The 12,905-nt window shown below is 44.3% G+C and carries 12 protein-coding genes; 3 read left to right on the top strand and 9 right to left on the bottom strand.

All coding sequences use genetic code 11. The annotated features are described in order from the left end of the window. The first annotated feature begins 67 nt into the window (after positions 1-67). Entirely contained in the window at positions 68-862 is a 795-nt protein-coding gene (locus NIT04_RS05125) for a histidinol-phosphatase HisJ family protein (RefSeq protein ID WP_252502520.1), read from the top strand. A gap of 77 nt (positions 863-939) precedes the next feature. On the opposite strand, the gene NIT04_RS05120 is transcribed toward NIT04_RS05125, so the two are convergent. The 7 genes from NIT04_RS05120 to gdhA form a co-directional block, all read right to left on the bottom strand. Beyond that, the gene (locus tag NIT04_RS05120; RefSeq protein ID WP_252502519.1) at positions 940-1,521 is read right to left on the bottom strand and encodes a YdcF family protein; all 582 of its coding nucleotides are present in this window, start codon (positions 1,519-1,521) and stop codon (positions 940-942) included. Between the two features lie 63 nt (positions 1,522-1,584). Then, complete coding sequence (locus NIT04_RS05115; RefSeq protein ID WP_371922522.1) at positions 1,585-2,250, bottom strand: ABC transporter ATP-binding protein; 666 nt, start codon at positions 2,248-2,250, stop codon at positions 1,585-1,587. Position 2,251: 1 nt separating this feature from the next. Further along, positions 2,252-3,379 carry an ABC transporter permease gene (locus tag NIT04_RS05110; RefSeq protein ID WP_252502517.1) on the bottom strand — a complete coding sequence of 376 codons (1,128 nt, stop codon included), beginning with the start codon at positions 3,377-3,379 and terminating at the stop codon, positions 2,252-2,254. Further along, the gene (locus tag NIT04_RS05105; RefSeq protein WP_252502516.1) at positions 3,376-4,599 is read right to left on the bottom strand and encodes an ABC transporter permease; all 1,224 of its coding nucleotides are present in this window, start codon (positions 4,597-4,599) and stop codon (positions 3,376-3,378) included. Before NIT04_RS05105 ends, NIT04_RS05110 begins: the two co-directional genes overlap by 4 nt. An 18-nt stretch (positions 4,600-4,617) precedes the next feature. Further along, positions 4,618-6,207 carry a DUF6583 family protein gene (locus tag NIT04_RS05100; protein ID WP_252502515.1) on the bottom strand — a complete coding sequence of 530 codons (1,590 nt, stop codon included), beginning with the start codon at positions 6,205-6,207 and terminating at the stop codon, positions 4,618-4,620. A 204-nt stretch (positions 6,208-6,411) separates the two neighbouring features. Next, positions 6,412-7,620: an argininosuccinate synthase gene (locus NIT04_RS05095; RefSeq protein WP_252502514.1), complete on the bottom strand. Its 1,209-nt coding sequence runs from the start codon at positions 7,618-7,620 to the stop codon at positions 6,412-6,414. 165 nt (positions 7,621-7,785) lie between these two features. Next, positions 7,786-9,165, bottom strand: coding sequence for an NADP-specific glutamate dehydrogenase (gene gdhA, locus NIT04_RS05090; RefSeq protein WP_252502513.1), 1,380 nt, complete (start codon positions 9,163-9,165; stop codon positions 7,786-7,788). 310 nt (positions 9,166-9,475) lie between these two features. On the opposite strand from gdhA, the gene NIT04_RS05085 reads away from it, so the two are divergent. Further along, the gene (locus tag NIT04_RS05085) at positions 9,476-9,616 is read left to right on the top strand and encodes a hypothetical protein (RefSeq protein WP_252502512.1); all 141 of its coding nucleotides are present in this window, start codon (positions 9,476-9,478) and stop codon (positions 9,614-9,616) included. 57 nt (positions 9,617-9,673) lie between these two features. Here NIT04_RS05085 and NIT04_RS05080 read toward each other — a convergent pair whose 3' ends face one another. Then, positions 9,674-10,957 (bottom strand): LysM peptidoglycan-binding domain-containing protein, encoded by a 1,284-nt coding sequence (locus NIT04_RS05080; protein WP_252502511.1) that lies wholly within the window; start codon positions 10,955-10,957, stop codon positions 9,674-9,676. A 159-nt stretch (positions 10,958-11,116) separates the two neighbouring features. Between NIT04_RS05080 and NIT04_RS05075 the strand changes: the two genes are divergently transcribed. Continuing rightward, positions 11,117-11,755: a spore coat protein gene (locus NIT04_RS05075; RefSeq protein ID WP_252502510.1), complete on the top strand. Its 639-nt coding sequence runs from the start codon at positions 11,117-11,119 to the stop codon at positions 11,753-11,755. A gap of 212 nt (positions 11,756-11,967) precedes the next feature. Here the strand turns inward: NIT04_RS05075 and NIT04_RS05070 are convergent, their stop codons facing one another. Then, positions 11,968-12,867: an RluA family pseudouridine synthase gene (locus NIT04_RS05070; protein ID WP_252502509.1), complete on the bottom strand. Its 900-nt coding sequence runs from the start codon at positions 12,865-12,867 to the stop codon at positions 11,968-11,970. Positions 12,868-12,905 lie beyond the last annotated feature (38 nt).

The following is a 12,905-nucleotide window of genomic DNA, read 5'->3' as shown; positions in this document are numbered from 1 at the left end:
CGTTAAAGTTATAACGTACTATAAATCTATTTTTAAAATTTGTCAACTGATAGGAGGAATTTTTCAAATGTTTGATTACCATATGCATAGTTCATTTTCTGGAGATTGCAATGTAGATATGGAGGATATGGTGAAAGGGGCGATAGCTAAAGGCCTGTCTGAGATATGCTTTACGGAACATATCGATTATGATTATCCTGATGAATCGATTGAATTTGATTTCGATAAGCGGAGATATGGTGAGCGTATCGATGAATTAAGCAAGCGATATGACGGAATGATCCGTATTAAGAAGGGTGTCGAGATTGGTGTGCAGCCACATTTATTGGACCGTTATGACGAAATGCTGAAAGCGGAGAATTTTGATTTTATCATTTGCTCCATGCATACAGTCGAACGGAAAGGATTGCATTATGGGGATCTTTTCAGAGGGATTCCGGTCGAGGAAGCCTCTTTGAAATATTACAATGAATTGCTGCATTGCGTGAAAGACTTTACAAACTACTCCATTTTAGGACATGTTGATTTGATCAAACGGTATGCGCCTGAGATCGTCGACAATGACTTCCACGATGTGTTGCGTGAAATTTTTAACGTAATCATTCCTGCGGGAAAAGGGATTGAGTTGAATACATCCGGAGTCCGATACGGTTTGCCGAACGGGTTGCCGAGCGAGGATGTGTTAAAGCTGTATAAGGAATGCGGCGGGGAGATCGTAACGCTCGGTTCGGATGCCCACAAGCCGGGAGATATCGCATTCGATTTCAAAGAATCGCTTGAGCTGTTACGTTCGATCGGCTTTCGATATATTTCAACGTTCGAAGGATTGAAACCGACTTTCCATCCGATTGATACACTTTGAAGATGACGCTTGCCATTTGAGATAACAAATAAAAAGGACTGCCTCGGATTTAATTCCGAGACAGTCCTTTTATGAATTCATTTCCCTACAATAACCGTTTTGATCAGGGCAAGCCGTTCCCTTATGTGATGCTTGGCTTCCACTGATTTCGGTGTCTTGGCCGGCCATGCATCTGTCTCGAGATCGAGGCTAGCTGCAATCATCCTTGCCCGAGCGAGATGAAAATCGCTTGTAATAATCGTTACGGCATTTACATCCTTCGGCAACAGTTTCTTGGAATACAAAAGATTCTCGTACGTCGATGTCGACTCGGTTTCGAGCAAGAGCCTCTCCTCTTTCACGCCATTCTCCGTCAGGTATCGACGCATCGCTTCCCCTTCTGCAATGTCTTCGTCCGGGCCTTGACCGCCCGACAAGATGAAGTTCACATCAGGATATGTTTCGGCATAAGAGAGCGCTTTTTCCAATCGGTAGCGCAAAGTGAGTGAAGGCGTTTCCCCATTCACTTTCGCACCTAGGATGATTGCATATTCATTTGATCCATCTGCTACAGGCTTCTGGCCATCTGCCATCCATTTGCCCAACAACAACCATGTTCCAAAGCAGAGCAACACTACTGCAATTCCGATTGTCATCCCCAACTTCATTGTTTTCTTCACTTGATCACCTATTCAAGTCAATTTTAGTATATGAGGGGCTCGGCGGAAAAATGGCTATTTCCGTCATGATAGCTGTCCCACTTCGATTCCGCGTTTCTTCAGCAAAGTTGGATAAAATGGATCGTCGCCAATTGAATAGACACGGTCGCATACATTCGTAATTTCATCCATGTCATGCGACGTATAAAGAATCATCTTTCCTTCCTTCTTAGCCAAATTCAGCAAATATCTGCCGATTTCTGTTTTTGATTTCAAATCGATGCCGACAGTCGGTTCATCCAATAAAAGAAGAATTGGGTCATGCAGTAGGCTTATTGCCAAGTTAAGCTTGCGCTTCATGCCACCTGATAGCGTATGGACCGGTTCCTTCCACTGAGTCAACTGCATATCGAGACAGAGGTTCCTGCATTCTTCCGGCGATCGCCTTTGCCACGAAAGCTTTTCGAAAAAACGCATATTCTCTTCGACCGTATACTCTTCCCAAACGGAAATGTCCTGGGGTACATACCCGATCATCTGCCGTAACCGCTTGAAATCATCCGCATATCGCTTACCATCTAAACGCAATTCGCCAGCGGTAGGTTCCAGTGCTGTCGCCAAGATTTGCAATAATGTCGATTTTCCGGCACCGTTCTCGCCGACAAGGCCGACAATTTCCCCTTCTTTCATTTCAAATGAAACATTTTGCAATACGCTTTTCCTTCTGTATCGCTTTTGGACGCCTTTCACTTCAAGCAATCCGTTTCCCCCCTTTCATCATCCAAGCAGCCAGCATCAAAATTAACAACGAGAGCCAGGCGATCGGGACCGTCGTCGTCATCAATGAGCGTACAGGACTGATAATCTCCACCCATTGCGCTCTTTTAGACAATGCATCAAGCGGCACGACAGCCCCTCCCGTAACGGTCAGTAAAAGAGCCGCGGCAATTCCGGTCATATAGTACATGAACAATTGACGATAAACGATTGCAAACAGAAATGCGAAAAGATTCAATGTCATTCTAAATGCGAGCATAGGGAGGATGAAAGAAAATGTGACGGGATCCTGTAAGACAAAGTGGAAAACAAACAAAGTAAGCCCGTCTGACAAGAACGTCAATAATGAATACAAACCTAACATCCGAACCGCATGGTTTTTAAACGATGTTGACGTATACAGCCATCTCACTTGCATCGAAGGCCGGCTTTCCTTGATCATCCAATCGAATAGGAAAAAGGCGGCGATAATCGTGAAAAATGCCCATATGCCTCTGCCGTTCAATAATTCGAGCGGCTTTTCATCGGACTCACTTTGCTTGCCGTATGAAAAGCTCGTTTTAAGCAGGCTTTCATTCCTTTGCTTCTCTTCACTTCTTTGGATAATCTCTTCGTAATTCCATTTATCCTCCATGCCATATTCAATGAACAGCTGACGGATGACCATGGCCGCTTTCGTCCTGGAAACGTCTTGCTGGGCCAACGACATGATCGTTTCAGAAATCGCCGGATAGGCGAAGGAGCGATTGGAAGAATACGCTTCAATTAACCCGTTCCGACGGTTCGCCAACACTGATTCGCCGTAACCTTCCCGAATGACGAAGACACTGTCAAGTTCATGTTGCTTCAACTTATGTAGGGCATCGTCCAGCTCCATATAGCGAACAGACAACATCTCATTTTTCTCTATTTCTTGTGCCAATTGCAGTGCCAACACTGAAGTATCTTCAACGATGAGCGCAATCGGCACTTTCGACTCCTCCTGTAAAGCGCCGAATGTCTTCATAACGACAACCGTCAACAGAATCGGGGCAAGCAGCCACCAGATGACACTTTTCCATTCCTTTTTCAATCTGATAAACTGAGCGGGCATTCGCATCATCGGCTCCACCTCTCTTTCCAGCTGACCGACATCCATAAGACGAGGAATGCAATTATCGAATAGATACCCAACGAAGTGTAATTCGCATAATTACGGCCTTCCAGCACAAGATCCATCATCCATCCAAGTGCGATCGGCGAAAATAAATAAGGGAGGAGATCTTGAAACGACTGCGGAAAATACAATGTCGGAATCAATGCACCGCTCACGAGAATGACGCTGAATACGAAGAAGCATTGCAAAAACAGACCTATCCTTTTGGATGCTGACACTACATCGATCAGCGCGATGCCACAAAGCAGGATAAACGCATACAACAATGCAAATAACCCGAAGCGCGCCATATCGATAGCAAAAAATTCAACTTGCAGCAATTTAATCATTATAATAAAGGTGATTCCCGCGAGCAGTGAACTGACAATTAGGGAGACGAGCAACCTCCCCGCCACCCGCTGGCCAACCGTAACGCCGAAGAGCTTCATTCTTATAGCCATCGACTTCGACTCAACGTCAGCCAATACGATGTAAAACGATAACAGCCAGACAGAAAAGACGATGAGCCAGCCTGATAATACAAAATAATTGATTGGCGACGAGGTTGCCGAGTTCTTCAATACTTCTTCATCGAGTAGCTTATCTTTGCCTAACGTAAATAGCGTAAAATCGACGAATTGCTCAAACATCATCTCCATCCGCTCTTCACGAGGCATCGGAGTCTCTTTTGCATAGTCATTGATCACCAGAATATTTGCTTGTGCAGCAGCAATGTATCTGGCCAAGCTATCGACTAGCTGTTTGGTGATGAAGCTGTCGATTGGCCTCGATGGGTTTCCTAGCATCGGGATTGTCACCGACTCTCCTTCGTAAAGATCATCGGTGAAATTTTTCGGCAATGTAAAAGAAGTGCTAATTTCATTCCGATCAATTAACCGCCCGGCTTCCTCCGCCGACGCGGGAAAGATTTCAATTGTGTTTTGACCGTTTGCTGTCTCCGTCAACAAAGAGCTGATCAGCTTCGATTCCTTCGTCTCGTCTTCGTCGACTAAAGCGACACGGATTGGAGAGTTCTCCGCTGGGATGATTAGACCTGCTGCAAGGCTGACCAACAATCCGATCAAACAAAGCGGAAATAGAAAAAGAAGAAGAAGGGTCGCCCGCTTCTTCCTCAGCTGCTTCAAATATTCATTCGTAAAAAACATTGTTTTTTGTAACGATTGCAAACAGCCCACTTCCAATCATTAGAAGTTTTCAAGCTCGTTTTGGAGGTCACCCATTAGTTCAGTAACCCACTTCTCGAACTCTGTAGCCAATTCATCTCCAAGGTCATCCATCTCGTCACTGCTCATCTTGCCTACGTCAACGAGATTTTTGGATTCGTCCGGCATCTCCACCTTCTTCACGACTTTTCCTTCCTGTTTCAAGCGAAGATAAATTTCAGATGCAGAAATGGATCCGGATGGATCGATGATTGTGAAGTCGTGATCCGCCTTCATTGAATCTTTTTCATGAGTCGCTTTGCCGCTCCAAACAAGCTTAGGGGCAAAATCTTCGTCAGATACCGAGAATTCGCGGTTGAATGTACGAACCTTTCCGTCCAATTCTTCCTTCCCATTATACGTAATGGTCGTATCTTCAACGGTGATGGTAATCGTATCATCCGACTTTCCATCTTTCCACGTCAAGTCCCCTTTGAAATCGATGACTGCGTCTTCCTGCATAGTAGGGTTCGTGCCGGTGAATGAATACGCCCATTTCTGGCCGGAATTCTCCAATAATTGAACGCCTTCGATTTTCAAAGTGGCAATTTCGTCTTTAGTTTCCCCGATTGACATGGCGAACTCCCGCTTCACGATGGTGCTGGACTTATGCCAGATTGTGGACTCGATGCCTTTTGGAATATGCCATCCATTCACTTCATCGATCGCTTCGTCTAGTGAATCTTCGAAATCACGAACGAGCTCAGTCAGTTTCCGATCGGAAATATCGTCTGTCATCGTCGAAAAGGCGATCTGTTCCTTCAATAGCGCCTTTAACTTTTCATCTTCACGAGCTTTCTTGAATAGATCCACAAGGAGAGATTTAACTTGTTCTTCGGAAAGTTTCATTGCCACTTTTTCCGTCTTCACCTTCTCGCCGAACAGTTCAATTTCTTCTTTTTCGCTTGTAAACGCGTCTTCTGGAAGCTCATGATAAAGGTATTCCATATACTCCTCTTTCACGTATGTTTGGAATTCCCCGTCCATGGAAAATTGCTCTTCAAATAAGTGGGATAGACCGAGCTTCTCTGGACCTTCATAAAAGGCATCCGTTTCCCTCATCATCTTCCCGTAGTCCTCATCCATGAAAAACAGGAGTTTATCTGTAAACGGCAATGCCGCCATCATTTTCTCAGGTGTAAAATACAATGTGGCGAAGTCCACAGAAACGCTTCCGAATTTCCCACTGAAATTCATTTCCCATTCCTTCTCCACGGGATCTTTCACTTGCGTCATGGAAAATGTCGTATTGTTGAGGATTCTTTGCAGTTCGACCATGTCATAACCGGCACTCGGATCGTTCCATTCCGCTGATAAGTCATAGGTCGATTCAACCGGCTTTTTCTTCTGGACATCCAGCCAGTCTACTTCATTTTTATATCGTTCTTCGAAAAGGTCACCCATTTGAGTGAACGTTTTTGTTTCAGCCAATAGATATTTCACTTTTGGCGACTTGTTAAATAAAAAGAAAGCGGAAACGGCACCGGCACCTATTACTAACACGGCTGTCAGCACGGCAATCAATAATGCGGGCGATTTCCTCTTCACTTTTTTTTCTTGAACATTCTCCACTGAATTTCCTCCCTATCGTAAATATCTAACAAAGATTGGTAATCTCATGCTTCATAGAAATTCTACTATAAAAAAAGGATAATTGTTCCTTAAATTATAAATTGATTATTTATAGCTAGTTAGCAAGCATGGGGATTCCAGACTAGTAACCGCATATGACAGTAAAAACCTCCTGCAATTAGTTCCTGCAGGAGGCATGGCCAATCAGTTTTTCACTTTTTGTTTTTTATTCACCGTGCTGTGTACTTCAGTCGGAAGTCCCCAAAGTTGGATGAAGCCGACAGCTGCAGATTGGTCGAATTCGTCATCAGACGTATACGTCGCCAGTTTTTCATCGTAGAGGGAGTTGGATGATTTTCGGCCTTCTACAATTGCATGCCCTTTGAATAATTTAACACGGACAATACCGTTGACGTATTGCTGCGTATCTTTTACGAATGCTTCCAATGCATTTCGCAATGGTGAGAACCATAGTCCGTTATAGATCAGTTCGCTGAGCTTCTGGGAAACGAGCGGCTTGAAGTGGGCGACGTCTTTGACGAGCGTAATGTCTTCCAATTCCTTATGCGCCGTCAGTAATGTCACTGCACCTGGACATTCGTACACTTCGCGGGATTTGATGCCGACGAGACGGTTTTCGACGTGGTCGATTCTTCCGACCCCATGCTTTCCAGCAACTTCATTCAACTTCAAGATCAGTTCACTCAATGGGTACTGTTTTCCGTCAATGCTGACAGGCACACCTTTTTCAAATTCAATTTCAATGACATCTGCTTGATCTGGAGCATCTTCGATCGACACTGTCAAACCGAATGCTTCCTCAGGCGGAGCAGCCCACGGATCTTCAAGGATGCCGCATTCATTGCTTCGGCCCCATAAATTTTGGTCGATGGAGTAAGGACTATCGAGATCGATTGGAATCGGGATACTCTTCTCTTTCGCATAAGCGATTTCCTCTTCACGTGACCAGCTCCATTCACGGACGGGTGCGATGACTTCAAGCGTTGGATCGAGCGCTTTGATTGCAACTTCGAAACGCACTTGGTCATTCCCTTTTCCTGTACAGCCATGCGCTACCGCAGTCGCATTTTCCTTATGCGCCACTTCGACAAGCTTTTTGGAAATCAAAGGACGTGAAAGCGCAGATACGAGAGGATACTTTTCTTCATAATACGTGCGCGCCTGCAATGCGAGCAATGCATATTCCTGTGCAAACTCCTCTTTTGCATCGATGACGTAGCTGTTCACCGCACCGACTTGCAATGCCTTCTGTTGAATGAAGTGCAAGTCTTTCCCTTCCCCGACATCCAAGCAACAAGCAATTACATCATACCCTTTATCCGTCAACCATTGAACCGCCACCGAAGTATCAAGACCACCTGAATATGCCAAAACGACTTTTTTATTTCCCATTTATTTCGTCCTCCTTCATTCATGTTTGTGTATCTTTATTCATCTTTATGTATTTTTATAATACCACACTAATTTTAAATATCAATAGATTTGAATGAAGAAATATTTTTTAGTAATAAAAAAACTACCTTACATCCAGTAATAAGGTAGTTTCGTTTCGGTTCATTATCTAATTCCATGGGCAACCATCGCGTCTGCGACTTTTAAGAAGCCTGCAATATTGGCGCCCATGACGAGGTTGCCGGGTTTGCCGAACCGTTCGGCTGCGTCCTTGCAGCTTGCATAGATGTTTTCCATAACCGTTTTCAGGCGCATGTCCACTTCTTCTGCTGTCCATGCGAGCCGCATGCTGTTTTGCGACATTTCCATAGCGGAAACAGCCACTCCGCCTGCATTTGCCGCTTTTGCGGGGGCAAAAAGGATGTTATTCTCGAGGAAAATATTGATCGCTTCAATATTGCACGGCATATTAGCGCCTTCTCCAAGCGCTTTCAGACCGTTTGCTATGAGCATATGTGCTGCAATTTCATCGATTTCATTTTGTGTCGCGCAAGGCAGGGCGATGTCGCAAGGAATGGACCAAATCTGTGTGCAATCCTCATGGTATTCAGCATCCGGATGCTCTTTCGTATATTCCCAAATCCGTTTATTTTCCACTTCTTTCAACCGTTTCACGGTGTCTAGATTGATGCCGTTCCGATCGAAAATATATCCAGTTGAATCACTGCATGCAACAACTTTCGCCCCAAGTTGTTGAGCTTTTTCCATAGCGTACGTCGATACATTTCCGGAACCCGATACAACGACGGTGCTATCTTTGAAGGAATTTCCGTTTTCATTTAACATCTCCTCGACAAAGTAGACCGTGCCGTAACCGGTCGCTTCCTTTCGGCCTAACGAGCCTCCATGATTCGGGTCCTTCCCGGTCAGGACGCCCGCCTCGTAGCCGCCCTTCAATCGGTTATAATGGCCAAACATATAGCCGATTTCCCGTCTGCCGACACCAATGTCACCCGCTGGAACGTCAATATCGGGTCCGATGTATTTGCTTAACTCAGTCATGAAGCTTTGCGTGAAGCGCATGATTTCCCTTTCGGACTTCCCCTTCGGATCGAAATCAGAGCCGCCTTTCCCCGCCCCAATCGGTTGCCCTGTCAATGCGTTTTTGAAAATCTGCTCAAATGCAAGGAATTTCATAATGCTATTATTCACGGAAGGATGGAAGCGTATGCCGCCTTTATATGGACCGAGATCGCTATTGAACTGCACGCGGTATCCCCGATTGACATGCACTTTTCCTTTGTCATCCTCCCAGGCGACACGGAATGAAATGATCCGTTCAGGCTCCGTAATACGCTCTAGTATTCCATTCCGAATATATTCAGGATGCTTAGCAAAGACCGGGCGAAGCGAATCAAATATTTCTCTCGTCGCTTGCAAAAATTCCTTTTCATCCGGATTTCTCTTCCTTACCAATTCATATACTTCATGAACATAATCATTCGCCCGGCTCCGGTTTTCTCGGGTGTTATCCATTTTAGTCATTTGCCTCATCCTTTCTTGAAAATAGCGAAGAAAACAAGGGTGGTGTATAAATCTTCCATGTAAATTAATATTTCAAAATCGTTTCTTCGTTTTATTTAGTATTACTGAAAATATGAATATATACAACAACTTTTTCAGTTTACGGATAGTTAGAATGCAATTTATGTCGTTTTCAGTAATGATGTCGAAATTAGTAGTACGAAAATAAAATCATTTCCACCTAGTTAAACATAGATTATTATTAGGCACATCCAAAGCCCAGATTCCTGCGATTTGGAAAACAACTTTAAAGAGAAAGAGGAGATGCTTTTTGACATTTAGCAAAATGCTGCGCGCCGTAATAGGAGCCAATCTAATCATTCTAATGGCTTTCGCATTCCTACCTGCTCTGTTGATCAATCCTGATGTGGACTTTTTCCAAAACGCAATCAACTACATTTCAAAAGAATAATAGCCGGCTCACCAAATGAACCATATGTGCAGCTTTGCACATATGGTTCGTTTTACATTATCGTTTTCGGACTATAAAGTTGTCGGTGAGTAGCAGCCAGTTTTGAGGGAATGCTAATCCTAGCTTCCAATACATTATTCCACGCAAATTAAATTCCTTTATCAAATTGAATTTAGCTTGGATGCTGCGTGCATCCTCAAACCATACGTCGTGTCGTACACCATTATTATCCCAATAGAGGAAGAAAGGTGCTTGGGCAACGGTATCGAATTGGATATTCGCATTCCGGCTGATTGCCAAATTGGTCGCTTGTTTTGGACTGAGCGCTCTTGCTGCAACCCCTGTTACAGGCGGATATGGGTACGTCCAATCATAGCCGTATAAATTTTGTCCAAGGAAAATCTTTTCCGATGGAATCTGACTGACTGCATATTCCACGACTCGGCGTACTTGGTTCAAGGGACTGACGGCTTGCGGGTCACTATAGGAATACCCCCATTCGTATGTCATTAACGTAACGAAATCAGCAATTTCCCCGTGCGCTGCAAAATCAATTCCTCCGTAAACCCCCGTTGGAGCGTCTGAATTTTTCGGTGGCAAAGCGGTCGATAGTGTTAATCCTGCCGGATGGAACCGTGCACGGGCATTTCGTAGGAACGTATTATACAATTCCCTGTCCTCCGGTCTCACGAATTCAAAATCGAAATGGATATCGGAGTAGCCGATTCGGTTAGCGGTTTGGACAATATTTTCGAATAACCGGTCTTGTACTGTCTGGTTTGTAAAGAGGAAATTTGCAAGATCTGGGCTAAAAGCGAAATTTTCTAAGTTGGTGACGGCCATTGCATTTAAAACTCCCGCTCTCGCGGCTATTTCAGGGATATCATCAATGGGAGGAGCTTTCAACGATCCATCCCTCTGCGCCTCATAGCTGAACATCCCTAAATACGTCAAGTCCTCTACCCTGTTCCTCACTTCTTGGACAGTTGATTCGATTGTCGCTGCCCTTGGCTCTACATATAGGAATACATCGATGATCGACTTTGTCATTTGCGGTATATACAATCGTTGACCTATCTGTAACATGCTAGTCGGAGAGATTTGATTGATTCTCGCAAGCTCCTCAATCGTTGTGCCATATAATCGAGCAATGCTATAAAGTGATTGACCTGGTCTGACCAAGTGAAAACTGCCTGTAATCGGAATGACAAGTGCTTGGCCAACAACGATTCGCGCAGGATCAGTCAATTCATTCGCCCTAGCGATATCCTCATATGGAATGCCATATGCTTGCCCGATACTGTAAAGACTTTGTCCTTGTTGCACGACATGTATTTGCAATTTTATCCACTGCCTTTCATTGACAAAATGTCCTTTATCCTATGCTATTTTAGAAAGTCAGTGATTATGCGTATTTAGAAATTTTTACACGCATACAGATTCTCATTGAAGCCATACTACTCTCGATTGAAAATCATTGACAAAAGGAGGATACCTATATTGACGCAAAATCAATTCGGTGAAACGCAACAAAATATGCATACAGGGGCTGTACCGCCACAGATGAACCACGGAGGACATGAGGTGTTGGATCTACATGAGGTACTTTCCGGCACGATAGCAGCATTAAATCAGGCAATACTTTTACGGCCGCACGTAAAAGATTCCGAGTTGCTTGATATTTTGGACAGGCAATACCGTTTTACGTTGGATGAGTATAATATTACGGTGGAAAGTTTTAAAACGGGCAAGGATCCATCCCATCCGACAGGCAGCTACAAAATGAAGCAGGGGAATGATTTCGTCTATGGCATGAAGCAATCGCAGCCGAAGAAGCCGATTCAGAATGCGAATGAGATTAATGATGAAATTATTTCAGGCTTCCTTCTTGACGCTGCGAAGACTGCTGCTTCGTCCAAAACGATGGCCGCTCTTGAAGTGACAAATCCTGTTGTGAGACGCGTATTGGCGGACTCGGTTCCGAACTGTATCGAGATGGCGTATGAGCTTTCGATTTATCAGAACAAGCACCATTATTATCAGGTGCCACAGCTTGCTCAACAAGATATGCAAGCAATGTTGAATGCGTTCGCCTCTTCGGTAGGTCAACCAGGCATGCCGAATAATACGGTTCAATAAAGAAAAGCTGCCTTGACGCAATGTCAGGGCAGCTTTTTATAAGGCAATGATATATTACAATGTTGATTTCCACTACAGGCGGACGCTTTCCGCGGGCACGGCTTCAATCTCCTCGTCACTGCGTTCCTGCGGGGCTTTCAGCTCGCGCTTTTCCCGCAGGAGTCGCCGCCTTTCGCTACAATCAACGAAGTACTCTGTTAACACAACTGCGCTTATAACGATTTATTAATAAATGATGAGGGTATTGCTGATTCGAATTTCATTACTTCTTTTGTTACTGGGTGAACGATTGTTAATGCCGTTGCATGTAGGCCGAGTCTTTTGATTGGATTGACCGTTGAGCCGTATTTTTTGTCTCCGACGACGGGATGGCCGATTTCTTCCATATGAACGCGGATTTGGTTTTTTCGCCCCGTCTCCAACATGACCTCAAGCAATGAATATTGACGATTTGATCTTATTTTCCGGTAATGGGTAATTGCTAGTTGACCTCCGTTGTCTGTCGGATTTGAATAGACTTTGAAAGTTCTCGTTTCCTTTAGCCACGATTTGATTGTCCCTGACTCTTTCCGGACATTCCCTTCCACCAATGCAGTGTAAATTCTTTCTTTCACCATTTCATCCCAATTATCTTGCAACGTCATTTTTATTTGCTCACTTTTCGCGAACAATAGGACACCTGATGTGTCGCGGTCGAGACGATGGACGATGAAGACACGCTGTCGTGGGTCCTGTCTTTTAACATACGCGGATACTTCACTGAATGCCGTTCTTTCGTTTTTATCTTTTGCAGCCATTGATAGGAGGCTTGCTTCCTTATCGATAACGATAATCGAATCATCTTCGTAGATGATGGCCAAGCCCGTCAATTTGCTTTCATTCAAAGCAGCCTTATTTGCGAGTATCTCTACTTTTTGTCCTGGGAGCAATGGATGATTATGTTTTGTCACTGTCCGGCCGTCTACGGAGACTTGTCCTCTCGTCAATATTGACTTGACGGAGTTACGGCTGTTCTTCTTCATGTTTTCTAATAAAAACTGCAAAAGTTCCGCTTCTTCATTCACTGAAAATAGAAAGGAATCTTCTCTTCTCTTCCTTTGATTTTTATGCATGTCCAGTCTCCTCACTCTCTCCATCAATTATCCACAAA

Source organism: Sporosarcina sp. Marseille-Q4943 (genome assembly GCF_943736995.1).
Lineage (GTDB): Bacteria > Bacillota > Bacilli > Bacillales_A > Planococcaceae > Sporosarcina.
Note: the sequence above shows the minus strand (reverse complement) of the source record. Positions and strands in the feature narration are given on the sequence as shown.